Annotated in this window: 25 protein-coding genes; 24 read left to right on the top strand and 1 reads right to left on the bottom strand. The window is 35.1% G+C overall.

Annotated elements, in window-relative coordinates:
* Window positions 1-143 precede the first annotated feature (143 nt).
* The 24 genes from B3R79_RS06245 (at window position 144) to B3R79_RS06130 (ending at window position 24,071) form a co-directional block, all read left to right on the top strand.
* The gene (locus tag B3R79_RS06245) at window positions 144-1,619 is read left to right on the top strand and encodes an LCP family protein (protein WP_293695707.1); all 1,476 of its coding nucleotides are present in this window, start codon (window positions 144-146) and stop codon (window positions 1,617-1,619) included.
* Complete coding sequence (gene cps4B, locus B3R79_RS06240; protein ID WP_154455063.1) at window positions 1,620-2,351, top strand: capsular polysaccharide biosynthesis protein Cps4B; 732 nt, start codon at window positions 1,620-1,622, stop codon at window positions 2,349-2,351. It begins immediately after the preceding gene.
* A gap of 8 nt (window positions 2,352-2,359) precedes the next feature.
* Complete coding sequence (locus tag B3R79_RS06235) at window positions 2,360-3,046, top strand: Wzz/FepE/Etk N-terminal domain-containing protein (RefSeq protein WP_293695704.1); 687 nt, start codon at window positions 2,360-2,362, stop codon at window positions 3,044-3,046.
* 14 nt (window positions 3,047-3,060) lie between these two features.
* Complete coding sequence (locus B3R79_RS06230; RefSeq protein WP_293695701.1) at window positions 3,061-3,792, top strand: tyrosine-protein kinase; 732 nt, start codon at window positions 3,061-3,063, stop codon at window positions 3,790-3,792.
* Between the two features lie 27 nt (window positions 3,793-3,819).
* Entirely contained in the window at window positions 3,820-5,196 is a 1,377-nt protein-coding gene (locus B3R79_RS06225) for a sugar transferase (RefSeq protein WP_293695699.1), read from the top strand.
* Between the two features lie 38 nt (window positions 5,197-5,234).
* Window positions 5,235-5,684 (top strand): PssD/Cps14F family polysaccharide biosynthesis glycosyltransferase, encoded by a 450-nt coding sequence (gene pssD, locus B3R79_RS06220; RefSeq protein ID WP_293695696.1) that lies wholly within the window; start codon window positions 5,235-5,237, stop codon window positions 5,682-5,684.
* Window positions 5,684-6,178 (top strand): glycosyltransferase, encoded by a 495-nt coding sequence (locus B3R79_RS06215; protein WP_293695693.1) that lies wholly within the window; start codon window positions 5,684-5,686, stop codon window positions 6,176-6,178. Before pssD ends, B3R79_RS06215 begins: the two co-directional genes overlap by 1 nt.
* 4 nt (window positions 6,179-6,182) lie before the next feature.
* Window positions 6,183-8,156 (top strand): HAD family hydrolase, encoded by a 1,974-nt coding sequence (locus B3R79_RS06210; protein ID WP_293695691.1) that lies wholly within the window; start codon window positions 6,183-6,185, stop codon window positions 8,154-8,156.
* A gap of 8 nt (window positions 8,157-8,164) precedes the next feature.
* Window positions 8,165-9,268, top strand: a complete 1,104-nt coding sequence (locus B3R79_RS06205) for a glycosyltransferase (protein WP_293695689.1) — start codon at window positions 8,165-8,167, stop codon at window positions 9,266-9,268.
* Between the two features lie 2 nt (window positions 9,269-9,270).
* Complete coding sequence (locus tag B3R79_RS06200) at window positions 9,271-10,305, top strand: glycosyltransferase family 2 protein (protein ID WP_293695687.1); 1,035 nt, start codon at window positions 9,271-9,273, stop codon at window positions 10,303-10,305.
* Between the two features lie 68 nt (window positions 10,306-10,373).
* Window positions 10,374-11,531, top strand: a complete 1,158-nt coding sequence (locus B3R79_RS06195; protein WP_293695685.1) for a hypothetical protein — start codon at window positions 10,374-10,376, stop codon at window positions 11,529-11,531.
* A gap of 11 nt (window positions 11,532-11,542) precedes the next feature.
* A complete protein-coding gene (locus B3R79_RS06190; protein WP_293695682.1) occupies window positions 11,543-12,271 on the top strand; it encodes a glycosyltransferase family 32 protein in 729 nt (242 codons plus the stop codon).
* Between the two features lie 34 nt (window positions 12,272-12,305).
* Window positions 12,306-13,712, top strand: coding sequence for a polysaccharide biosynthesis C-terminal domain-containing protein (locus tag B3R79_RS06185; protein ID WP_293695679.1), 1,407 nt, complete (start codon window positions 12,306-12,308; stop codon window positions 13,710-13,712).
* A gap of 12 nt (window positions 13,713-13,724) precedes the next feature.
* Entirely contained in the window at window positions 13,725-14,867 is a 1,143-nt protein-coding gene (locus B3R79_RS06180) for a polysaccharide pyruvyl transferase family protein (RefSeq protein WP_293695676.1), read from the top strand.
* Between the two features lie 20 nt (window positions 14,868-14,887).
* Entirely contained in the window at window positions 14,888-15,877 is a 990-nt protein-coding gene (locus B3R79_RS06175) for a glycosyltransferase family 2 protein (protein ID WP_293695673.1), read from the top strand.
* A 15-nt stretch (window positions 15,878-15,892) separates the two neighbouring features.
* A complete protein-coding gene (locus B3R79_RS06170; RefSeq protein ID WP_293695670.1) occupies window positions 15,893-16,729 on the top strand; it encodes an SDR family oxidoreductase in 837 nt (278 codons plus the stop codon).
* A 363-nt stretch (window positions 16,730-17,092) separates the two neighbouring features.
* A complete protein-coding gene (locus B3R79_RS06165; protein ID WP_293695667.1) occupies window positions 17,093-18,061 on the top strand; it encodes a hypothetical protein in 969 nt (322 codons plus the stop codon).
* A gap of 189 nt (window positions 18,062-18,250) precedes the next feature.
* Window positions 18,251-19,057 carry a dihydroorotate dehydrogenase electron transfer subunit gene (locus tag B3R79_RS06160; RefSeq protein WP_293695665.1) on the top strand — a complete coding sequence of 269 codons (807 nt, stop codon included), beginning with the start codon at window positions 18,251-18,253 and terminating at the stop codon, window positions 19,055-19,057.
* 11 nt (window positions 19,058-19,068) lie between these two features.
* Window positions 19,069-20,013: a dihydroorotate dehydrogenase gene (locus B3R79_RS06155; protein ID WP_154455150.1), complete on the top strand. Its 945-nt coding sequence runs from the start codon at window positions 19,069-19,071 to the stop codon at window positions 20,011-20,013.
* 172 nt (window positions 20,014-20,185) lie between these two features.
* Window positions 20,186-20,878 (top strand): orotidine-5'-phosphate decarboxylase, encoded by a 693-nt coding sequence (gene pyrF / locus B3R79_RS06150; RefSeq protein WP_168260869.1) that lies wholly within the window; start codon window positions 20,186-20,188, stop codon window positions 20,876-20,878.
* A 46-nt stretch (window positions 20,879-20,924) separates the two neighbouring features.
* On the top strand, window positions 20,925-21,554 hold the full coding sequence (gene pyrE / locus B3R79_RS06145) for an orotate phosphoribosyltransferase (RefSeq protein ID WP_154455152.1): 630 nt from the start codon (window positions 20,925-20,927) through the stop codon (window positions 21,552-21,554).
* A 71-nt stretch (window positions 21,555-21,625) separates the two neighbouring features.
* On the top strand, window positions 21,626-22,126 hold the full coding sequence (locus B3R79_RS06140) for a YbhB/YbcL family Raf kinase inhibitor-like protein (RefSeq protein WP_293695663.1): 501 nt from the start codon (window positions 21,626-21,628) through the stop codon (window positions 22,124-22,126).
* Between the two features lie 10 nt (window positions 22,127-22,136).
* Window positions 22,137-22,790: a uracil-DNA glycosylase gene (locus tag B3R79_RS06135; RefSeq protein ID WP_154455154.1), complete on the top strand. Its 654-nt coding sequence runs from the start codon at window positions 22,137-22,139 to the stop codon at window positions 22,788-22,790.
* Window positions 22,791-22,802: 12 nt separating this feature from the next.
* Window positions 22,803-24,071 (top strand): dihydroorotase, encoded by a 1,269-nt coding sequence (locus tag B3R79_RS06130; RefSeq protein ID WP_293695661.1) that lies wholly within the window; start codon window positions 22,803-22,805, stop codon window positions 24,069-24,071.
* 47 nt (window positions 24,072-24,118) lie between these two features.
* Here the strand turns inward: B3R79_RS06130 and B3R79_RS06125 are convergent, their stop codons facing one another.
* Entirely contained in the window at window positions 24,119-24,313 is a 195-nt protein-coding gene (locus B3R79_RS06125; RefSeq protein WP_293695658.1) for an XRE family transcriptional regulator, read from the bottom strand.
* Window positions 24,314-24,406 lie beyond the last annotated feature (93 nt).

The raw sequence follows: 24,406 nt of genomic DNA, 5'->3' as shown, positions 1-24,406 counted from the left end.
AAAAAATACTTATTTTATTTGTTTTCATGATTGTTTTCAAACATTGAATTTACAAATAATTGATTGAAAACTATATTGAAAAAAAAACAACTGAGTGATAAAATAAGAACGTTAATATTTATTATTAGAAAGTAGAGATGAAAATGTCCCATTCTACACGCCATAAGCGTCATCGTAGTCGCTCAAACGACCGTTTTGACACGCAGATGATTGCCAATGGTGTTTTATTAATTTTGTTCGCCCTTTTAGCTGGAATTGCTAGCTACACCATGTATGCTCATAACATTTTAGCCTTTAGGCATGTTAATGTGATTTACACAGCCGTGTTGGTAGTTGTTTTTCTTGTTTGTTTACTACTAACATTGTTTAAAAAGGGAAAACACCTGGTAACTGTTTTGCTCGTTCTTTTTTCGATTGTCGTTGGTGTTTCCTTATTCGCCTTTAAATCATTGGTGGATGTTGCCGACAATATCAATAAGACGGCTAGTTACTCTGAAATCGAAATGAAAGTGGTTGTTCCTGCCAATAGTTCGATTTCGGATGTGAGTGAGTTAACCAATGTGCAAGCACCGACTTCAGCAGATGAAAGCAATATCAATGCCTTGATTGCTAATATTAAATCTGAAACAGGAGTGGAGTTAACTGTTGATCCCGTTGATTCTTATCAATCTGCTTATGAAAATCTCATTAATGGTAGCAGTCAAGCTATGGTACTAAACAGTGCCTACTCAAGTTTACTTGAGTTATCCTATAATGATTACGAATCAAATCTAAAAACCATCTATACTTATAAAATCAAGAAAGCCATTGAAGATACAGCTAAAACAACAGATAAAAATGTCTTTAACATCTATATTAGTGGTATTGATACTTCAGGTGCTGTTTCAACGGTTTCGCGTTCAGATGTCAACCTGATCTTGACGGTTAATATGAATACCCATAAAATTCTTATGACAACTACACCACGTGACTCTTATGTTCGAATTCCAGATGGCGGAGCTGATCAGTATGATAAATTAACCCACGCTGGAATCTATGGTATTGAAACATCTGTTAAGACCCTTGAAAATCTTTATGATATTCCAATAAATTACTACGCACGTTTGAACTTCACCTCATTTGTAAAACTCATTAATGCCTTAGGTGGTGTAACGGTTTATAATGACCAAGCGTTCACAAGCTTACATGGTAATTACAATTTTGGTGTTGGAAATATTAATCTAACATCAGGTGAAGAGGCCCTTGGCTTTGTTCGTGAACGTTATAGTTTGGAACACGGTGACTATGACCGTGGAAATAATCAATTGAAAGTTATCCAAGCCATTGTAGAAAAATTAACGTCATTCCAATCAGTTTCTAACTATTCAGATGTTATTTCAACCGTACAAGATTCGATTCAAACCAATATGCCTCTCAATACAATGATGTCATTGGTGAACGAACAATTGGATTCAGGTAAGACATTCATTTTCAGTTCACAGGAAGTAACTGGTACAGGTTCAACTGGACAGTTGACCTCTTACGCCATGCCAAATGCTAGCCTTTATATGATTCAACTGGATGATGCTAACGTAGCAAAAGCCTCACAAGCTATTAAAAATGTCATGGAAGGAAAATAAATGATCGATATTCACTCGCATATTGTTTTTGGTGTTGATGATGGCCCAGCGACTTTGCAAGAAAGTTTGAATTTGATTGGCGAGAGCTACCGTCAAGGTGTCCGAACGATTGTGTCAACATCGCATCGTCGCAAAGGTATGTTTGAAACACCAGAAGAGACCATTGCCGACCATTTTCAACAAGTCAAAGAGGCTGCAGAATCCAAGTATGAAGACCTTACGATTTTGTATGGTGGTGAACTTTACTATAGTGGAGACTTACTAAAAAAACTAGAGGAAAATCAGGTTCCTAAAATGCATAATACACGTTATGCCTTGATTGAGTTTAGTATGACCACACCATGGAAAGACATTCACACAGCCCTTAGTAATGTCATTATGCTTGGTATCACACCGATTGTTGCCCATATTGAACGTTATAATGCTCTAGAATTTGAAGAGGATCGTGTTAAGGAGTTGATTAACATGGGCTGCTATACGCAAATCAATAGTGCCCATATTTTAAAATCAAAACTCTTTGGGGATAAAAACCGTACCTTTAAAAAACGTGCTCGCTATTTCTTGGATAAAAATGTAGTTCACTGTGTGGCTAGTGATATGCATAACCTAGGACCTCGTCCTCCTTTTATGGATAAAGCAAGAGAAATAGTCGCAAAAGAATATGGTAACAATCGAGCTTACCGCTTGTTTGAAGGCAATCCACAAGCCTTATTAGAAAATCAATACTTATAGGAGTTAATATGAATTCAAATGACAATGCTAGCATCGAGATCGATGTGCTTTACTTGTTGCGAAAGCTTTGGAGTAGAAAGTTCTTCATTATCTTTATCGCCCTTGTTGTCGGAACGGTTGCTTTATTAGGAAGTGTCTTTTTAATCAAACCTAAGTACACATCGACAACACGTATCTATGTGGTTAGCCGTACAGCAGATAGCATCACAAACCAAGATTTACAGGCTGGATCTTATTTGGTTAAGGACTATCAAGAAGTGATTACATCAAACGAAGTTTTGTCTTCAGTTATTGATAAAGAAAAATTATCATTAACACCAAATGAGTTATCATCAATGATTTCTGTTACTATTCCAACAGATACTCGTGTGATTTCGATTTCTGTTGAAGATGATAATGCTCAAGAAGCTACAACTATCGCGAACACTGTTCGAGAGGTGGCTGCTGAGAAGATTAAAGCTGTTACGAAAGTGGATGACGTGACAACTTTAGAGGCAGCAGAAGTACCGAAAGAACCTTCATCACCAAATATTAAACGCAATACACTTATTGGAGTTATTGCTGGTGGGGTATTAGCGGTTATTAGTATTATCATAGTAGAAGTTCTTGATGATCGTGTACGTCGTCCAGAAGATATTGAGGATGTTCTTGGGCTGCCTCTTTTAGGAATTGTTCCAGATATTGATAAATTGTAAGGAGAAGTATTGTAATGCCAAAATTAGAATTAGTAGCTGCTAAAGCGCAAATGGTCAAATCTTTGGAGGAATATTACAATTCTATCCGTACCAATATTCAATTTAGTGGTCGAAACTACAAGATTATTACCTTGACATCAGCGCAGCCAGGTGAGGGAAAATCAACGACATCGATGAATATTGCTATTTCCTTTGCTAAGGCAGGCTTTAGAACTTTGTTAATTGATGCAGATACTCGTAATTCGGTTATGTCAGGGACTTTCCGTTCAGATGAACGATACCAAGGTTTGACTAGTTATCTTTCAGGTAATGCAGAGTTGTCGGATGTTATTTGTGAAACAACAATTCCAAACCTTATGGTTATTCCGGCAGGACAAGCTGCTCCTAACCCAACGTCATTATTGCAAAACAATCAATTTCAAACCATGATTGATATGGTTCGTAGCTTATACGACTATGTTATCATTGATACACCTCCACTTGGTTTAGTGATTGATGCAGCTATTTTAGCACACTATTCGGATGCTAGCCTTTTAGTAACAAAAGCTGGTGAAGATCGTCGCCGTACCATCACAAAATTGAAAGAACAGCTGGAACAAAGTGGTGCAGTTTTCCTTGGTGTTATTTTAAACAAATATGATGTTACTACGGATACCTACGGTCACTATGGTAGTTATGGCGACTATGGAAACTATGGTAAGGCAAAGGAAGAAACATCTAAGAATAGACGTCGTAAAAAGAAATAATTTCTATTAGAATAGTCTAGAGTTGATATGTATAGTGAAGATTCAAAAAAGAAAATATATTATTTCCTATCAGATGTTTTTGCTGTCATTGTCAGTTACCTTGTGCTTGTCACTTGTTATCCTTATCAGTTTTTTAACAGTAAATTCTTTGCAATTCTGTTTTTGGGGCTCGTCATTGCGGTTAATGTTTTAACCGATGAATACTCTTATATGAATAATCGCGGGTATTTGCAGGAGTTACGTTCTTCTATCATTTTTGGAACAAGAGTCCTTGTCCTATTCACCTTTGTTCTGATTCTTGGGAAAGTTCGTTTTATTCAAGATATTTCACAGATGTCTTATGCTTTTCTTATTCAGGTCTTTGTTCTTGTAACGTTATTTGTTTTTATCGGACGTATTTGTGTTAAGACCTTGTTTAAGACGCAAATGTCAAACCCTAAAAAAGTTCTTTTGGTGACTGATTTTGACAATGATAAGGAAATTGAAGTTGACTTAGATCGTTTTAATTACCACATTACAGCTTACATCGGTAAGAAAAATAATTCTAAATTAGAACAACCAATTTTGTCTACAGATAAAGATATCAGAGATTTTGTGGCTAATCACCAAGTTGATGAAATTTTTGTAGTCAACCACAATCTAGAACAGTTTTCAGGTTTTGCTCAATGCTTGAGGTTATTAGGGATTCCAACAACGGTTGCAATTGGAAATTATTCTAACTTTTATGTTGGAGATAGTGTTTTGAAAAAAGTTGGTGACATGACTTTTGTTACAACGGCTTATACCATTGTCAAATTTCGCTCACTAGTTTTGAAGCGTTTGATGGATATTGTGATTGCCTTGATCGGCTTGGTGTTAACTGGCATTGTTGCCTTGATTATTGCACCAATTGTGAAAAAACAATCACCTGGGCCATTAATCTTCAAGCAAAAGCGGGTTGGTAAAAACGGTAAGGTCTTTGATATTTATAAGTTTAGAAGCATGTATACTGATGCAGAAGAACGTAAAAAGGAATTACTTGCACAAAATGATTTGGATACTGACTTAATGTTTAAGATGGAAGATGACCCTCGTATATTCCCATTTGGACATAAGTTACGTGATTGGTCACTTGATGAATTACCACAATTTATCAATGTCCTAAAAGGTGAAATGTCTGTTGTGGGTACACGCCCACCAACGCTTGACGAATATCATCACTATGAGTTACATCATTTCAAACGCTTAACAACCAAACCAGGAATTACTGGCTTGTGGCAAGTTAGCGGTCGTAGTGACATTACCGACTTTGAAGAAGTAGTGGCACTTGACATGAAGTATATCCAAAACTGGAGTCTCAGTGAAGATATCAAGATCATTGCTAAAACAGTTGCAGTAGTATTGAAAAGAGAGGGGAGTAGGTAGAACTTATCTACTTCCTTTCATATTGATAGGAGTTAAAAGTGAAAATTTGTTTAGTTGGTTCATCTGGAGGTCATTTAGCACATTTAAATATGTTAAAACCTTTTTGGAGTCAGGAAGATCGTTTCTGGGTTACATTTGATAAAGAGGATGCTCGCAGCATTTTAAAAGAAGAAAAAATGTATCCATGCTATTTTCCGACGAATAGAAATCTCAAAAACTTAATTAAAAATACTTTTTTAGCTATTAGAATTCTAAGAAAAGAGAGACCGGATGTTATTATTTCATCAGGTGCTGCAGTAGCAGTCCCATTCTTTTACATTGGAAAATTATTTGGCGCAAAAACAGTTTATATTGAAGTGTTTGATAGAATTGATAAACCAACAGTTACAGGAAAATTAGTGTATCCTGTGACGGATAAGTTCATTGTTCAATGGGAAGAGATGAAAAAAGTTTATCCGAAAGCTATTAATTTAGGGAGTATCTTTTAATGATTTTTGTAACAGTTGGAACACACGAACAACCTTTTAATCGCCTAATCCAGGAAGTGGATCATTTAGTTGAAACAGGAGTGATAAAGGAAGAGGTCTTTATTCAAACAGGTTATTCTACCTACGAGCCTAAATTTTGTCAGTGGTCTCGTTTGATAAGTTTTGATCAAATGAGTGAATTTATGCAAAAAGCTGATATTATTATCACTCACGGAGGTCCAGCGACTTTTATGAGTGCCATTGCAAATGGCAAAAAACCAATTGTTGTGCCTAGACAAGAAAAGTTTGGTGAACATGTCAATGACCATCAAATAGATTTTTGTGAAAAAGTTAATTCAAGATTTAATAATATTTATCTAGTGAAAAATACTAATGAATTAAGAAAGTTGTTGACTAGTGGTATAAGTTTTAAGACCTTGAATGGATCAAAGGGAAATACAAATTTTATCAGTAATTTTACAAAAGAAATCAATAGTTTGGTAGGTAAAGATTAAGAGTATGAATATTAATCAAAAAGTACTGGGGAAAATTGCTCAGCGAAAATCATTCAATGTAGATAAGGAACTTTTTTTAGGTTATGATGTAGTTTCTTTTGATATTTTTGATACTCTTTTAAAGAGAAATGTGTTACATCCTACAGATATTTTTTCAATAATGGAGAAAAAAGTAAGTGACACAGTACCAAATTTTAAAAGACACAGAATAGATGCTGAAAAGAAAGCTAGGTTAAATAATAAAGCTGGAGAGATTAACTTAGAAGATATTTACTTAAGCTTCGATGGATTGAGTAAAGAACAGATTAAAAAGCTAATCGTTCTAGAAGAGCAAATAGAGTCCGAGTATCTAACAATTAATGTTGATATGTTACCTTTTTTTGATTATTGTATTAAAAATAAAAAAAAGGTATTACTTATTTCGGATATGTACTTATCTAAAGATTTTATTTGTACAATTTTAGAAAGAGAAGGTGTAACTGGATACACCTCGATATTTGTTTCGTCTGAATATAATAAGACAAAATCATCTGAAAAACTTTACGAGTGTGTGTATCGAACAGAAAGAATAAATAAAAAAAGTTGGCTACACATAGGTGATTCCTACTATTCTGATTATTATATTCCTAGAAGGTTTGGAATACAAGCTATTCATATTCCAACTTTAAATAAAAAAGTATCATATTTCCCAAGTCGAGTTGAACAAGATATTAGATTAAATTCTTTATATGCTTTCGTAAATAATCATTTAGTGCCAAGACAAGAAAAATATTATCAATTTGGATATGAAAAATTTGGTATGTTCCTTTGGGGATACGTTACATGGTTAAAAAAATCTTTTGATGAAAAAGGAATAAAAAAAGTATATTTTTTCTCTCGAGATGGATTAATTATGAAAAATGCATTTGAAATACTGTATCATAATTCCAATATTGAATCAGAGTATTTAGAAGTCTCTAGAAGAAGTCTTAGAGTTCCTGTTTTATATTTAGATAGTCGTTTAGAGACTTTAATTGACATGATTTCGCCCTCTAAATTAATTTCTTTAGAGATGATTTTCGATGGTGTAGGACTAGAAATTGATAAATATAAGACTTTAATTGAAAGTTTTGGTTATACCAAAGAAACAGTATTTGATCGTAATTCTATTTTAAATGATAAAAAGTTTAATAAGTTTTATAAAAAATTACAGGAGGAAATTCAACAAAATTCAAAAGTAGAGTATGATTTATTAAGACAATTTATAGAAGAAAAAAGAATTACAGAAAAATTTGCAATTGTTGATATTGGTTGGTCTGGAGGTATGCAGCGTTATCTGATTGAAACTCTTAATAAAATGAGAATTGAGAATGATGTGATTGGCTTTTACTGCGGTGTTGCTGACTACTGTCAACGTAACCTAAAACACAATCCAGATCTAAAGCTTAATGGTTATTTATTTGATTTTTCAACCAACAAAGATGAGAAAGATAAGAGAAGTAGTTTTGTAGGTTTATTTGAAACTTTATTTTTAGAACAAGATGGTTCGGTAAAAAAATATAAGCTTAATTCAGAAGGTAAAGTTGAAGCTGTCAGAGCAAAATACGAATATCTTAATGAGGATGGTACTCCTACGTACGAATTACAAGCAGTTAGGGAGATTCAAAAAGGCGCACTAAATTTTATTAGAGATATTAGTAAAATTTCTTATTTAGATGCGAATGATTTTACACCGGATGAGTTATTTTATGGATTAAAAGCAACTGGAACAAATCCTACTCAAGAAGAACTTAAGATGTTTGGGAAATTTAGGTTTTTTGATGAAGGTATTGTAAACGAATTGGCAAATCCATCCTCATTAAGGCATTATCTTGTGAGACCCAAAAATTTTAAATCTGATTTCCTTTTGAGTAGATGGAAAACAGGCTTTTTAAAATCACTTCTCCACCTTCCATTATCATATGAAAAAGTATATGATTTTCTTTATCAGTTTAAATAGAGGTATTTATGGAAACAAAGAAAATTTTAGTAATAGGTCTAACAGAGCGTATGGGAGGTGTTGAAACATTTATCTACAATACTACAATGCATTCTGATACTACAAAATATAAGTATGAATACTTAGTTCACGGAGCAGATGAGTGTGTATTTCAAAATGAAATTATAGATTTTTATAAAGATGAAACATGTATCCACTTCATACCTAAATTTAAAAAGCATCCCATAAAAACATTTATAAAGTTGTATCAATTCTATAAGAAAAATTCAAAGAAATTTTCTTATATCCATTTACAAACAGGAGCAACATCAGAAGTATTATATGTTTTTCCATTTAATTTATTATTTGGTATTGATGTAATTACTCATAGTCATAATGGAAATGGGTATTCTCCTATTATTAACACTCTCTTTAAACCTATTGTAAATTTTATAACAAAAAAAAGACTTTCATGTTCAGATGAAGCAACTAAATGGTTATTTGGTTCAAATCATTTAGATGATACCGTAATAATTAATAATGGTATAGATACAGATCGTTTTTCGTTTAATGCAACATCTAGAAATAAGGTTCGAAATCAGTATAATATTAGTTCAGATACATTAGTAGTTGGCCATATTGGTAGATTTTCAGAACAAAAAAATCATGAAAGAATTATAGATATTTTCAATGAATTGTTAGAAGAACATTCTAATTCTATGCTTTTACTGGTGGGAGTTGGAGAGAAAGAAAAAGAAATAAAAGAGATAGTTTCTGAGTTAGGATTATCAGATTATGTTATTTTTGCTGGGAGACAAATGAAAACTGAGGAGTATTATTGCGCATTTGATGTATTTTTAATGCCTTCTCTTTATGAAGGTCTTCCAATTGTTGGTATAGAAGCTCAATCTATGGGATTACCCTGCTTTTTTTCGGACAATATTGATTCAAAAGTAGTTTTAACTGATAGAGCTCAGTTGATTTCACTAGATGAACCTTCAAAAGTATGGGCACAAAAAATATTAGCGTTGGATGATTCTATGAATAGAACAAGTTATAATGAAGTTATAGATAGTAAGAAATTCTCTATTAAGAGTACTGTTCGCGAACTTGAAAAAATTTATGAGGTCTAAAATTGCAACAAGATTTAGTTAGTATTATTGTACCAGTATATAATGTGGAAAAATATCTTGAGCGTTGCTTAGGTTCTATAATTAATCAAACCTATTCATCTATTGAAATTATACTTATTGATGACGGTTCTACTGATAGTAGTGGTGATATTTGTGAATCTTACGCCCGCTTAGATTCAAGAATAACAGTCATTCATAAGAAAAATGCAGGATTAGGAATGGCTAGAAATACAGCATTAGATGTTGCTAAGGGGAAATACGTCATATTTGTTGATAGTGATGACTACATCGCACCTAATATGCTTGAAAACCTATATAATACTTTAATAGAAGCGAAAGCTGATACATGTATAGGTGGATATCAGCGTGTTTATAGTGATAAAATAGAAATTTTTGAGAATCCAATAAAGGGTAAAGTTTTTGACAAAAGTAATATTTTATCAGATGTTCTTTCAAAAATGTTTGGTCGTTTAAATAATAACGACTCTTTAGAAATGTCAGTTTGGAAAGTACTTTTTTCGAATGAATTAATTCAAACATATGATATTCGTTTCCCATCAGAGCGAGAATTTATTAGTGAGGATATTATTTTCGATACAGTCTATTATGCAAAAGCTAATAGGGTAGTAATGAGCTCTGATGTTGGATATTATTATTGCGACAATGATGATTCTTTGACGACGAGATATAACCCCAATAGGTTTAATTTGCAGGTGAAATTATATCTTGAACTTGTTAAGAGGGTGGAAAAATTAGGGATTTATGATATTTCCATAGATAGATTAAACGCTAATTTAATTGCGATTGCAAGATATAGTATTAAATTGGAACAAAAATTTAGTTACCAAAACGGTTTATCTCAGTCGAAGCGTAATATCAAAAGCATTTGTCAAAATTCAATTTTAAAAGAGGCATTGATAAATTTTGACCCTAAAAATGTTAATACACAATCTAGGCTAGTAAATTGGTTGATAAAAAAAGAAGCTATCAATATGTTATTTTTTATAATGTTTGTAAAAAATAAATTTTCTGTATAGAAGTTAGAATTGATTACTTTTTAAATACGAACAAATGAAATTTTTTGATTAATATGTAGGATACAAAGATGCGAGAAAAAAATATAGAGATTTTATCGTTTATGTACTTTGTTATTATAACAATAATGTATGGTTTTTGGTTTACAAATTTTGAAATAACGGGGTTACCATATAGTATGTTATTATGGAGTGCTTTTGCATTGGCTACACTTTCTTTTTTAATTGATATTTATAAATCGAAGGAATTTATAAAGTTAGTCCTGTTAGCTATAATTAGTATATGTGTATATATTAGTTCACATGAAACGATATATATATTAATGGTATGGTCTGCGATTATGGCTAAAAATATTGGAATCAAAAGGTCTTTGACTACAATATTTATCATTCGATTAATAATGTTTGGAATTGTAATATTTAGTTCTTTTATCGGTGTACTAGATATAGGTGAGAAAATTGTATCGAAAGGGATTTATGGTACAGTTGTAGGATATGGATTGGGATACATTCATCCTAATAATTTAGCTCAAGCTGTATTTTATCTGGCAACTTTATTTTTATGTATAAAAAATAAAAACACAACCAACATAGATTATATAATTATTTTTTTCATAGATATAGTTACATATATGATAACAAAGTCAAAAACAGCATGTATTTTATTAGCCCTGTTGCTATTAATACTATTTGTTATAAAAAAGAATATTGAGGGTGATTTATACAAAATATATAGTAAGATTTGTTTGAGCATAACGATACTATTACCAGTATTTGGAACTATGTTGCCACTTCTTATTTTATCTGCTGATGGGAAGATAAAGAGTATCATTTACTTTTGGAATGGTATATTTAATCAAAGATTTAGTAATGCAGCAATGATGTATCTCTCGTTTCCACTTACATTATTTGGTAAAATCATTGATACGGATTATCTACAGAAAGCATTTGGGTATAATGTCATTGATAATGGATATATTTTTGCATTATTTAATTTCGGCATTATTGGATTTTTAGTGGTGATAATGCTTTATTTCTTTACAATGAAAAAATTGATTAAAGATAAAGAGTATGTCTATTTTTCTGTAATTACTGTAGTGTTATGTTTTGCTTTTATGGAAAATATATTAAGAGCGATGTTTATGAATTTTTGTATGGTATTTTGGTGTGTGGTTATTTCCTCTGATAACAATGCTGCAATTCAAAAAAGTAGAATTTATGAAAGATGATTGGAAATAATATGATTGAAAAAAAGATTCACTATATTTGGTTAGGCCAGAAACAAAAAGATAGAGTTTCTCAGATATGTATTAATAGTTGGAAAAGTAATTTACCAAATTATGAAATAATAGAATGGAATGAAAGTAACTTACCTTTAGATGAGATTGCAAGGAAAAATCGCTTTTTTGCTTATTGTCGAAAATATAAGTTATGGGCATTTATGTCAGATTACTTACGTTTGTGGATTTTAGAACGTGAAGGAGGTATCTATCTAGATACGGATGTTCAAGTACTAAAACCTTTTGATGATTTACTTAAGTATCCGATGTTTTTGGGATATGAAATGAATGATTACATCGGTACAGGTATTATTGGAGCAGAAAAAGGAAATCCAGTTATAAAAGCACTATTGAATTTTTATGCTGATAAAATTTGGAATGTTGATTATTATATTAACCCTGTTATTTTTGGTCAAATTCTTGAGGAGAATCCTTCATACCAGAGCGAGTGTGTGATCTTACCAAGAGATGTTTTATCACCGTATGATCCTAATAAAAATTATGACAGGACGACAGTTGAAAAAGATGAGACCTACACCATCCATTGGTTTAATGCAAATTGGGGGATGAATAGAAAGGGTTATGTATTTTTAAACACAAAACAGTATAAAGGTTGGAGAAAAGGTTTAGAATATATTAGAAAAAATATTGGGTATTGGTTAAGAAAAAATGGGATAAAACCATTTTAGCAAATATTTGACTATATAGGAGGTGGTTATCTCTGTGAATCAGTACAGATATCTTTTAAAAAATATAGGATTGTTAACCTTAAGTAACTTTGCTACAAAAATGCTAAGTTTCTTTTTGGTACCATTATACACAACCTTATTAACTACCACTGAGTACGGAACATATGATTTATTTAACACGACAATAGGGGTGTTATTACCTATTTTAACTTTAAATGTTCAGGAAGCGGTGCTACGTTTTTCAATTGATAATCAATTTAGTCGGCGATCAATTGTAACAGTTGCTACAAGGTATTTGATTATTTCGAACTTACTTGTCATTGGAGGTTTGGGAGTTAATGCTATATTTAGAATTAATGAATTAGTATATGAATACTCTTTCTTCTTCTTTTTAATGTATCTGTCACAATCACTGTCAGGTATTCTGACAATGTATGTTCGTGGTATTGATAAAATTAAAGAATTATCTATTTCAAGTGTCTTAGCCTCTGCTCTTACGATATCTTTTAATATCTTTCTCTTAGCTGTTTTTAGATGGGGGCTGGCAGGTTATTTTCTAGCAAATATTCTGGGGACTCTTCTTCAATGTATTTACTTAATGTGGAAGGTAAATGTCTTTAAAGAAATAAAACTACGTGAAAGATTTGAAGAAGAAAAATCAGCTATGGTGATTTACAGCAGACCGTTAATAGCGAATAGTATTGCTTGGTGGGTGAATAACGCCTCTGATAGATATATTGTTATATTTTTCTGTGGATTAGCTGAAAATGGTATTTATTCTGTTGCTTCAAAGATCCCTTCTATTTTAAACATTTTTCAAACAATTTTTAATCAAGCTTGGACTCTTTCAGCAGTTAAGGATTTCGATTCTGAAGATAAAAATAATTTTTTTACGAATACTTACAAAATTTATAACTGCTTAATGGTTATCATTTGTTCAGCAATTATTGTTGCAGACAAAATTTTAGCAAAGCTACTGTATGCAAATGATTTCTACATTGCTTGGGAATATGTTCCTTGGCTTACTATTGCAATACTATTTGGTGCCATATCAGGTTATATAGGTGGCTTTTTTGCAGCTGTAAAAGATTCAAAAATCTTTGCGCGATCGACTTTATTTGGTGCTTTTACAAATATTATATTAAATTTGTTATTAGTTCCTTTTATAGGTGCATTAGGAGCCGCAATAGCGACTGCAGTTTCCTATTTTGAAGTTTGGGCATTTAGATATTGGCATTCGAGGAGATATATTAAAATTAAGATTAAATTGGTTCGGGATTGTATTAGCTATATTATATTAACATTACAATCAGTTGTTTTACTATCTGTCTCTCAAGATTCTCTTTTATATGTGATTGAATTAGTTCTTTTTGTGTGGATTTTAATTATATATAGAGATGATTTGCTATTGCTATATAGAGCGAGACGTAATAAATCATAATGGTGGAGTACTATGAAAATCGGTATAATAACGTGGTTTACAGGTTCTAATTATGGAACAAATTTACAAGCAATTGCTTTACAGTATTTTTTACGACAGAAGGGAAATGAAGTCAATATCATTAACTATGAAATTGCTCCTCCAATAGTAAGAAATGGTGGAAGAAATTTAATTGAAAAAATAAAGAATCAGCCAGGCAAATATGCAAGAAAATATGCCCTACATAAATATAGATCACAAATAGCAAAACGTAATCAAAAAATGGCAGATGAAATCCGACAGAATTGTATTTTAACTGATAGAATTCAAGATGACAAAGAGTTTATTGATATTTGCAATAAATTTGATTTATTAATATGTGGTAGTGATCAAATTTGGAATCCCAATTGGTATCATAAATTCTATTATGCAGACTATTCTGATATTTTAACATCTAGAATTTCTTATGCTCCTAGTATGGGAGTAAATAATATTCCTGAAGATAAGTTATCAGAAATCATTGCTGGCCTTAGAAAATTTGATTATATTTCTGTAAGGGAAGAGAGAGGTGCTGAGATTCTTGCACCATACCTAAAAGAAAAGCCGACTGTTGTACTTGATCCTACTTTTCTTTTAAGTAAGGAAGATTGGTCTAATATTTTTCCAGACAAAAAGGAAACTGGTACAAGTGACTATGTATTAGCGTTCTTTTTATCTGAAAATAAGCAACAACTTCAAGCCACTCGAGATTTTGCTAAAAAACATAACTTAAGATGCGTTCTTGTACCTTATGGGGGGCTTACTTACCTTCAAAATGCTGAAATACATGCAGATGTAAGTTCAGGAGACTTGCTGAACTTAATTCGTCATGCTAGATACGTGGTTACAGATTCTTTTCATATCACTGTTTTTTCTCTTATACATGGGAAGCAATTCTATACTTTTCAGCGTTTCAAGGAGAATGCATACAGTTCTCAAAACGTTAGAATAACAAACTTATTGAAGTTAGTTCATTTGGGACATAGAATGATTCCTTATGAAGCTACATATATTAATGATTTGAAAGAGATTGATTATGAGGCGACATCTCAGATTATGGAAAGAGAAATTTCAAAGAGTAAAGAATTTTTGCTGTCCTCGATTAATCAAGTTAAGACTAATAATAAAAATATTTAATATAAAAAGGGTAATATAGAATGGAAAAAGTAAGTATAATTGTTGCGATTTATAAATCTGAAAAATTTTTGCCTAAGCTACTAGATTCAATAGTAAATCAAACTTGGCAAAATTTAGAAATTCTACTCATGGATGATGGTTCACCAGATAATAGCGGTGTAATATGTGACCAATATGCTTCTAAAGACGATCGTATCCATGTAGTCCACAGGAAGAATGGTGGGGCATGTGCAGCTAGAAACGATGGACTTTCAAGAGCGACAGGTGAGTATATTCTTATCGTTGATGGTGATGATTGGTTAGAAAATGATTATGTTGAATATTTAATGAATTTAGTACATACAACAGGTGCGGATATGGCTATGAGTGACCATATTTTTACCACTAGAGATCGTAATCAAATTGAAAAAGACAGCATAGAGGTGTATACACCTGAAGAGGCTTTCTGTACAATTGTCTACCCTAGAATGCCTATAGGACCATGGAATAAAATATATAAAGCAGATTTACTAAAAAAAAATAATATTGATTTTTCTAGACCTTGGTCGGGTGAGGGACTCTATTTTGCTGCTACAGCTGCTCAATTTGCTAATTGTATCGCTGTTGGTCATAAAAAAATTTACAACTATCGTCTAAATAATGTTAATAGTGGTCTCACTGATTATAATATTGTAATGGGAACAAATGCATTAGAAAATATTAAATTCATTGGAGACAATTTAGTTGTACGAACCAAAAGAACGCAATATGCAGTTGATTGGCATATTTGGAAAAATTATGGTTACACGCTATTTTTAATAGTAGCAACAGATTCTATTGAAGAAAATAAAGAATTATATAATGACTGTATTCATAATATGCGTTCTAGATTAACTTCTGTGCTTGTTCATTCGGAAATAGGAATAAAAGGGAAAGTGAAAACGCTATATCAAGGATTATTCCCAGTACGTTGGGCAAAAAGGGAATTAAATAAACAATTGGCAGAATTGAAATCAGATGTAATGGACTAGTAGTGGGGTTAGCTAATGGGAGTCAAATCAGTCATAAAAAGAATTATACAATCAACAAAAGAAAAAGAAGTTGTACCAATTCCTCAAGAAGTTGATATTAATCAGTCACTAGATGGTAAAGTAGCGGTTATCATCGGTGGCTCTGGCGGTATTGGATTATCGATTGCAAAAAACTTAAATAAAAATGGATGTAAAATCATTCTTTGTGGGACAAATGCTGAAAAATTAGAAAAAAGTCTTGAAGGATTTTCTAATCCGAGTTATGTTTTTCCAATGGTTTTCAATATAGCTAACACAGAAACAATTGAAGAAAATGTAAAAAAAACATTCTCTATTTTTAGAAAAGTAGATATTTTAATTAATTCAGCTGGAGTTCATACTGAGAATATAGATTTTTTCACAATGACACCTGATGAATTTGATAGAGTGATGAATATTAACATCAAAGGTGTTTATTTTGTGTGTAGAGAATTTGCAAAAGAAATGAAGCAGAGACCAAGTCGTTCCAAAAGACATATGTTATTAGTCTCATCATCAAGAGGAGCTGAACCAGCCTGGTCCCCTTACGGTCTTTCTAAATGGTCCTTAAATGGTTTGACTCAAGGTTTAGCACAATTGCTGTTACCAGATGGTATAATTGTTAATTCGATTGCTCCAGGATCAACCGCTACAGATTTGATTGGTGTTAAGGAAGGAGACAACATTTTTTCTTGGGAGAATGGCAACAAACGTCTCGTAATGCCAGATGAGGTTTCAAATGTTGCAAGATTACTTGTAAGTTCTTCAGGAGATATGATTGTTGGACAAACAATATATGTCTCTGGTGGGCGTGGAGTTTTTGATATTCGTTAATTTCAGTTTATAACATTATAATAGTAATTTTAATAAGGACTCTATAATTTCTATCGTGGATAAGGCTACCGTAGGAATTGTGGAGCCTATTTTATTAACTAAAAGCGAGCTGATTATTTATAATTGTTCTATTCTATTTCTAAAGTCAAAAACTTAAGGCGATTAATAATTACATAAAAATCAGCAAGCGAAATGTTTTTTGACTTTAGAAACTTTTAAAAACTAATTTGTTGTTATAATCAGCAATTGGTTTTATAGTTGGTTAATTTCTTTCCCATTTTATTTTGCGATTTTAGGGCTTGTGTGATATATTAGTAGGTAGTTAGTGTAACGAAAATGTAATATAAAAGGTACGTGCGCGTGGTGGAAAATACGAGTTTAAATAATCACCAATTATTGATTCACAAGTTATTGGTGAGCATTCATTATTTGACATTGTTTCGAGATGAAATCGTTTTGGTTGAAAAGACTCCCTCTTTGTTGGGGGGTTCTTTTTCCCCTTCGGTGATTCATGAGGAGTTGGGAGAGATTTTGGCAGCGGTTGATGCCTTGTCCCAACAAGAAAAACTGATTCGCTCAACGTTTTGGTATGAGGAAGATTCCTTTCGATTGATGAATCAATCCCTAAATATCGTTGGTAATTGGGTGCAAGGGATTGATTATGTGTTAGACAATTGTGAGTCAAAATCTGTTTTTCAAGCAATTATTGGGAATAATCGTCCTCGTGTTTTTGGTGTTTTGATTGATGTTTTTACGTCGCTTAGGGTGACTAATCTAGCCATTAAAGAGGAGTCAGATTATCCTGTTCTTCTTGACCCTGTACATTTGTTTAAGGAACGTGTGAAGGAAACGAAAAAGGCAGAGCTTTTGGCTAAGATTGATGCTATGGTTCCCAAAGAAGAACGTCTTACCGAAGAAATTCCAGTTATTCGACCAACAGAGCTTTTAGAGGCTAATTCAGATGATGTCATTAAGAAAATCAGGCATTACCTCTTTGACAATAAAGGTTTGGTTTATGTGGTGGATGCTCAAGAAGACCTCAAGGACGAAATTGCTTCTTACAATGTTTTTGATCGCTTTCAAGGAGCTTATGACAGTATTTCCGATGCTCTCGTTATTGTAGAAAACGTTTTAGAACAGCTGGAAGTCCGTGGTGAAGAGAAAGTAGATGAAGCTGGTCATGTTGTAAGTCAAACAACAGTGCCTTTATACCTCTTGATTTATGGGCAAAATAAACTCGTCAAAGACAGCCGTTTTGAAAGTTTGTTGGAAGAATTGAGTTCTTATGCGGGACGTTCAGATTTGCATTTGTTGTACTATCGTGCTTACTGAGATTTGACAAGTTAAGCAATTTACGTTATAATGAGCAAAATTTAAAAACCTTTAATTGAGTCCAGAGAGACTTGCAAGGTGACTGCAAAAATGGATAATGATAAGTGGAGAAGTGCGTTGGAATTTTCTGCTTATTTGCTGTAACCTTGCCTGTTTTGGGCAAGGTTTTTTGTCAGGAAAGGAAGAGTTATGGCTCCAAGTTGTAAAGAAAGAACAGCTGTTTTGAAAGAAGATTTACGGATTACCCATCAGGACGAGATTGCTCCGCGTATTTTTAAGATGACCTTATCAGGAGAGATGGTTTTGGACATGGCTCCTGGACAATTTCTCCATCTGCGTGTGCCAGACTCAAGTAAATTGTTGCGTCGTCCCATTTCTATTTGTCAGATTAATAAGGCCAAAAAAGAAGTGACGATTGTTTATCGTGTAGAACGTGCGGGGACGGCTATTTTATCTCAGTTAAAAGCTGGTGATGTGGTGGATACCATGGGACCTCAAGGTAATGGCTTTGATCTTTCTGTGGTATCTGCTGGTCAAAAAGCTTTATTGATTGGTGGTGGAATTGGTGTGCCACCTTTGGTGGAAACGGCAAAACAACTTGCTGCTAAAGGGGTTGAGGTGATTTCTGTTATTGGATTTGCCAATAAAGACGCAGTGATTTTGGAAGAAGAACTGGCAGCCTATGGCAAGGTTTATGTGACAACTGATGATGGTTCATACGGTACAAAGGGTTATGTGTCAACAATTGTGGATGAGTTGCTCCAAACGCAAAACTTTGATGCTATCTACTCTTGTGGGGCTCCAGGTATGTTGAAATATGTCGATAAAACCTTTGAAAATCATCCCCACGCCTACTTGTCAATGGAAGCTCGGATGGCTTGTGGCATGGGAGCTTGCTATGCTTGTGTAGTTCATCTAAAAAATGCACAAGATGCTGCTAATAAGCGTGTGTGTGAAGATGGTCCTGTCTTTGAGACGGGAAATATTATCTTGTAAGGAGGATGCTAATGTCAGAAAATCGTTTAGCTGTAAGTCTTCCAGGGCTTGATTTGAAAAATCCTATTATTCCAGCTTCGGGTTGTTTTGGCTTTGGTCAAGAATACGCCAAATATTACGACTTAGATAAGCTTGGTTCAATTATGATTAAGGCAACCACAAAAGAAGCACGTTTTGGTAATCCCACCCCACGTGTGGCAGAAACCCCATCTGGAATGCTCAATGCAATTGGTTTACAAAATCCAGGTGTGGACGTTGTGTTAGCAGAAAAATTACCTTGGTTGGCAGAGAATTTCCCAACCTTGCCGATTATTGCCAATGTGGCAGGCTTTTCAAATGATGAATACGCCTATGTGTCTGAAAAGATCTCAAAAGCACCAAATGTCAAAGCAATTGAGTTGAATATTTCTTGCCCTAATGTTGACCACGGCAATCATGGTTTGTTGATTGGTCAGGTGCCAGAATTGGCTTATGCTGCGGTTAAGGCAAGTGTTGAGCATTCAGAAGTGCCTGTCTATGTCAAATTGACCCCAAGTGTGGCGGATATTACCACTGTGGCTAAGGCGGTCGAAGAAGCAGGTGCCACAGGCTTTACCATGATTAATACCTTGGTTGGTATGCGTTTTGATTTGCAAAGCCGTCAGCCTATCATTGCCAATGGCACAGGTGGGATGAGTGGTCCAGCTGTTTTCCCAGTTGCTTTAAAACTCATTCGCCAAGTAGCTCAAAGCACTGATTTGCCAATTATTGGTATGGGTGGTGTGGATTCTGCCGAAGCAGCGATTGAGATGATGATTGCAGGCGCATCAGCTATTGGCGTTGGTACGGCTAATTTTACTGACCCCTATGCGTGTCTAAATATCATTGAGCGTTTGCCAGAGGTCATGGACCAGTATGGCATTACGGATTTGGAAACCTTACGCCGTGAAGTTAAAGCTAGTCTGCGTTCCCACTAAGATTTTGACTTTATTAGCAAAAAAAGCTATAATAATAACAACTGAATAACCTTTAATTGAGTCCAGAGAGGCGAGAAAGGTTGCTAACGAAAGAAGATAGATGGGTGTACGCTACCCTACTTTTTGTGTGACCTCGCCCTGGCGAGGTTTTCTTTGTAGAAAAGGAGAAAGTATGCACGAAAGTCGTCCCGTTATTGCCCTTGATTTTCCATCATTTGAGGAAGTCAAAGCCTTTTTAGCCTTGTTTCCTGAGGATGAAACATTATATGTCAAGATTGGTATGGAATTATACTATGCCGTTGGGCCTGAGATTGTCCGCTATGTCAAATCACTTGGGCACTCTGTTTTTCTAGATTTGAAATTGCATGACATTCCGAATACTGTCAAATCAGCCATGCGTGTGCTGGCAGAATTGGGTGTTGACATGACCAATGTTCACGCTGCTGGTGGTGTTGAAATGATGAAAGCTGCTCGCGAAGGACTGGGAGACGGTCCAAAACTCATTGCAGTTACCCAATTAACGTCAACATCTGATGAGCAAATGAAAGCTGACCAAAATATCCAAACCAGCTTGGTAGAGTCTGTTGTGCATTATGCCAAGAAAACAGCTGAAGCTGGGCTTGATGGTGTGGTTTGTTCGGCTCGTGAAGTGGCGGTCATTAAAGAAGCAACGTCTGATGATTTTGTTTGTTTGACGCCAGGTATTCGCCCAGCAGGTGCTGCGGTTGGTGACCAAAAACGTGTCATGACACCAAGCCAAGCAAACGCGATTGGATCAAGCTATATCGTGGTGGGACGCCCTATTACGCAAGCGCCAGACCCAGTTGCGGCCTACAAGGCTATTTACGATGAATGGAACGCTTAGTATTAGAATACTATATTGAAATACCAAGATAGAAAAGAGGAATATTATGACTTTAGCATCACAAATTGCATCAGATTTACTGGATATTCAAGCTGTTTACTTGAAACCAAATGATCCATTTACTTGGGCATCTGGGATTAAATCACCGATTTACACGGATAACCGTGTGACTTTGGCTTATCCTGAAACACGTACGTTGATTGAAAATGGATTTGTAGAAAAAATCAAAGAAGCATTTCCAGAAGTGGAAGTCATCGCGGGAACAGCGACAGCAGGTATTCCACACGGAGCTATCATCGCTGATAAAATGGATCTTCCTTTTGCTTATATCCGTAGCAAACCAAAAGATCATGGAGCTGGTAATCAAATCGAAGGTCGCGTGACAAAAGGTCAAAAAATGGTTGTCGTTGAAGACCTTATCTCAACAGGTGGTTCTGTTTTAGACGCTGTGGCTGCAGCTGAACGCGAAGGGGCAGATGTCATTGGTGTTGTGGCTATTTTCACTTATGAATTGCCAAAAGCTGCTGAAAACTTTGCCAAAGCTGGTGTGAAATTGGTAACCTTGTCAAACTACACCGAATTGATCAAAGTGGCAAAAGTACAAGGCTATATCTCTGAAGAAGACCTTGACTTATTGCACAAATTTAAAGAAAATCAAGAAACTTGGCGTGACTAAGTTGGTATTTAGCCACTAAGACTGGTCTTGGTGGCTAGCTTTGTTGATTGGAAGAATGAGAGGAGTAGCAGATGAAAATTTCATGTCCGTTTGATGATCAGATTTTGCCAGACCTTTATACGAAGGCTTCTGACGTTAAGGTGGCTGAAAAGCCTGTTGTGTCTTTTCCTTTTATCATTGAAGAGGTACCTGAAAACACCAAAACCTTTGCTTGGACTTTTGTGGATTATGATTCAATCCCTGTTTGCGGGTTTACCTTTATCCATTGGGTAGTGGCTAATGTGCCTGCAAGTAATGCCCTTATTTTAGAGGATTTTGCTCGCGTGGATGAAAACCACGTGCATGGCAAAAATAGTTTGGCAAGTCCTTTCTTTAGGGGAGCTTATACTAGCATTGATGAAGGGTACACAGGACCTTGTCCGCCAGATGAAGACCATCTCTATACCTTGACGGTTTATGCCTTGGATTGTGAATTGCCTGTGAAAGACGGCTTTTACTTAAATAACCTCCGTCGTGAAATGGCGGGTCATGTCTTGGCAAAAGCTGATATTGAACTTGTGGGAAGATGTTAAGGGAGTCGCTATGCAGCATTCAAAATGGCATGACTTAATCAAAAAGGAATTGCCAGAGCATTATTTTGCTAGAATCAATCATTTTATGGATGAGGTCTATCAAGCTGGAGTGGTTTATCCACCGCGCGAGAAAGTGTTCAATGCCATTCAGACCACGCCTTTGGAGGCGGTGAAGGTGGTCATTATTGGGCAAGATCCTTATCATGGTCCCAATCAAGCTCAGGGCTTATCTTTTTCCGTTCCTGAGGACATTCCAGCTCCTCCGTCATTGCAAAATATTCTCAAAGAATTAGCTGATGATGTGGGACAGCGGGACCACCATGATTTGACTTCTTGGGCTGAGCGAGGTGTTCTTCTTTTAAATGCTTGTTTGACCGTGCCAGCAGGGCGTGCCAATGGACACGCTGGACAAATTTGGGAGCCTTTTACAGACGCCATTATCAAGGTGGTAAATGAAAAAGAAACCCCAGTTGTCTTTATCTTGTGGGGTGGTTATGCTCGCAAGAAAAAAGCTTTGGTGACCAATCCCATTCATCATGTCATTGAAAGTGCGCATCCAAGTCCCTTGTCGGCTTATCGAGGTTTCTTTGGTAGCCATCCCTTTTCACGAACAAATGCTTACTTAACTCAAGACGGTCTTGAACCTATTGACTGGTTAAAATGATAGGAGTTTACTATGTTATTGATTAAAAATGGTCGTGTTGTTGACCCTCAATCTGGATTTGATCAGGTTGCAGATGTCCTTGTTGATGGCAAAAAAGTGGTGAAAATCGCTGAATTTATTGAGGAAAATGGTGCCGAGGTGATTGATGCAACTGGGCTCGTTGTAGCGCCTGGTTTGGTGGATATTCACGTGCATTTCCGTGAACCTGGTCAAACACACAAGGAAGACATTCACACAGGTGCTCTTGCGGCTGCTGCGGGTGGCTTTACCTCAGTTGTCATGATGGCAAATACCAATCCCACTATTTCAGATGTGGCAACCTTGAAAGAGGTTTTGGCCAGCGCGGCAAAAGAGGACATTCACGTCTATACCAATGCCACAATTACCAAAAATTTTGATGGTCAACATTTGACGGACTTCAAGGCTTTGCTTGAAAATGGGGCCCTCAGTTTTTCTGATGACGGTATTCCCCTTCAAAGCAGCAAGGTCTTGAAAGAGGCTCTTGACTTGGCTAAGGCTAATAATACTTTCCTTGCCGTGCATGAAGAGGACCCTAAATTGAATGGCATTCTTGGTTTTAACGAACACATTGCCCAAGACAAATTCCATTTTTGTGGGGCAACAGGTGTGGCAGAATACAGCATGATTGCGCGTGATGTTATGATTGCTTATGACCGCGGCGTTCACTTGCACATCCAACATTTATCAAAAGCGGAATCAGTGAAAGTGGTTGAGTTTGCCCAACAATTAGGGGCTCATATCACAGCAGAAGCAGCACCGCAACATTTCTCAAAAACAGAAGATTTGCTATTGATTAAAGGGGCAGATGCTAAGATGAATCCTCCTCTTCGTACGGAAAAAGACCGTTTAGGCGTGATTGAAGGCTTGAAATCTGGCGTGATTTCTGTGATTGCGACAGACCATGCCCCTCACCACGCAGATGAAAAGAACGTGGATGATATCACAAAAGCCCCATCAGGAATGACAGGGCTAGAAACGTCATTGTCACTGGGCTTGACCAACTTGGTGGAAACAGGTGATTTGACCTTGTCAGAATTGTTGGCTAAAATGACCATCAATCCATCATCGCTTTATGACTTTGATGCGGGTTATTTGGCAGAAAATGGGCCAGCGGACATTGTGATTTTCGCGGATAAGGAAGACCGCGTGGTGTCTGACCAATTTGCTTCAAAAGCATCTAATTCGCCATTTATCGGTGAAACCTTAAAAGGTGTGGTCAAATACACGATTTGTGATGGTAAAGTTGTTTATCAAGCCTAACAGGCTTTTAGGATATTAAAACCGCGCTCATGATGAGTGCGGTTGTTTTAGTCGAGGTTATTTTCCTTGGCGTATTGCGTTAGCTTAATAGCGTTGTCGTAAGACATGCGTCCGATATCAGTAATGCCGTTTACGTAATTTGCGAGAGTTCGCTCTGAAATGTCAGTCGCTTTAGCAATTTGATAACGTGAGTTGTTGGTTAGTAAGTGTAGCAATTCCTGTTTTGATAAAACGTTAATCATTTGCATTCTCCTTTTAATCGGTTTCTGAAATCCAAAGATAGATTGAAAAAACAAAGATAAAAATAATAAAATACCCGTGGTGCTAGTTAAATT

The organism is Streptococcus sp. UBA3373, assembly GCF_002360305.1.
Taxonomy (GTDB): Bacteria; Bacillota; Bacilli; order Lactobacillales; family Streptococcaceae; genus Streptococcus; species Streptococcus alactolyticus.
The sequence above is the reverse complement of the archived record's forward strand: the minus strand, read 5'-3'. Positions and strand labels throughout refer to the sequence as shown.

Excerpts from the sequence above, each read along its gene's own strand:
- B3R79_RS06245 (WP_293695707.1), top strand. The coding sequence starts at position 144 with ATGTCCCATTCTACACGCCATAAGCGTCATCGTAGTCGCTCAAACGAC.
- cps4B (WP_154455063.1), top strand. The coding sequence starts at position 1,620 with ATGATCGATATTCACTCGCATATTGTTTTTGGTGTTGATGATGGCCCA.
- B3R79_RS06235 (WP_293695704.1), top strand. The coding sequence starts at position 2,360 with ATGAATTCAAATGACAATGCTAGCATCGAGATCGATGTGCTTTACTTG.
- B3R79_RS06230 (WP_293695701.1), top strand. The coding sequence starts at position 3,061 with ATGCCAAAATTAGAATTAGTAGCTGCTAAAGCGCAAATGGTCAAATCT.
- B3R79_RS06225 (WP_293695699.1), top strand. The coding sequence starts at position 3,820 with ATGTATAGTGAAGATTCAAAAAAGAAAATATATTATTTCCTATCAGAT.
- B3R79_RS06215 (WP_293695693.1), top strand. The coding sequence starts at position 5,684 with ATGATTTTTGTAACAGTTGGAACACACGAACAACCTTTTAATCGCCTA.
- B3R79_RS06210 (WP_293695691.1), top strand. The coding sequence starts at position 6,183 with ATGAATATTAATCAAAAAGTACTGGGGAAAATTGCTCAGCGAAAATCA.
- B3R79_RS06205 (WP_293695689.1), top strand. The coding sequence starts at position 8,165 with ATGGAAACAAAGAAAATTTTAGTAATAGGTCTAACAGAGCGTATGGGA.
- B3R79_RS06195 (WP_293695685.1), top strand. The coding sequence starts at position 10,374 with ATGCGAGAAAAAAATATAGAGATTTTATCGTTTATGTACTTTGTTATT.
- B3R79_RS06190 (WP_293695682.1), top strand. The coding sequence starts at position 11,543 with ATGATTGAAAAAAAGATTCACTATATTTGGTTAGGCCAGAAACAAAAA.
- B3R79_RS06180 (WP_293695676.1), top strand. The coding sequence starts at position 13,725 with ATGAAAATCGGTATAATAACGTGGTTTACAGGTTCTAATTATGGAACA.
- B3R79_RS06175 (WP_293695673.1), top strand. The coding sequence starts at position 14,888 with ATGGAAAAAGTAAGTATAATTGTTGCGATTTATAAATCTGAAAAATTT.
- B3R79_RS06170 (WP_293695670.1), top strand. The coding sequence starts at position 15,893 with ATGGGAGTCAAATCAGTCATAAAAAGAATTATACAATCAACAAAAGAA.
- B3R79_RS06160 (WP_293695665.1), top strand. The coding sequence starts at position 18,251 with ATGGCTCCAAGTTGTAAAGAAAGAACAGCTGTTTTGAAAGAAGATTTA.
- B3R79_RS06155 (WP_154455150.1), top strand. The coding sequence starts at position 19,069 with ATGTCAGAAAATCGTTTAGCTGTAAGTCTTCCAGGGCTTGATTTGAAA.
- pyrF (WP_168260869.1), top strand. The coding sequence starts at position 20,186 with ATGCACGAAAGTCGTCCCGTTATTGCCCTTGATTTTCCATCATTTGAG.
- pyrE (WP_154455152.1), top strand. The coding sequence starts at position 20,925 with ATGACTTTAGCATCACAAATTGCATCAGATTTACTGGATATTCAAGCT.
- B3R79_RS06140 (WP_293695663.1), top strand. The coding sequence starts at position 21,626 with ATGAAAATTTCATGTCCGTTTGATGATCAGATTTTGCCAGACCTTTAT.
- B3R79_RS06135 (WP_154455154.1), top strand. The coding sequence starts at position 22,137 with ATGCAGCATTCAAAATGGCATGACTTAATCAAAAAGGAATTGCCAGAG.
- B3R79_RS06130 (WP_293695661.1), top strand. The coding sequence starts at position 22,803 with ATGTTATTGATTAAAAATGGTCGTGTTGTTGACCCTCAATCTGGATTT.
- B3R79_RS06125 (WP_293695658.1), bottom strand. The coding sequence starts at position 24,313 with ATGATTAACGTTTTATCAAAACAGGAATTGCTACACTTACTAACCAAC.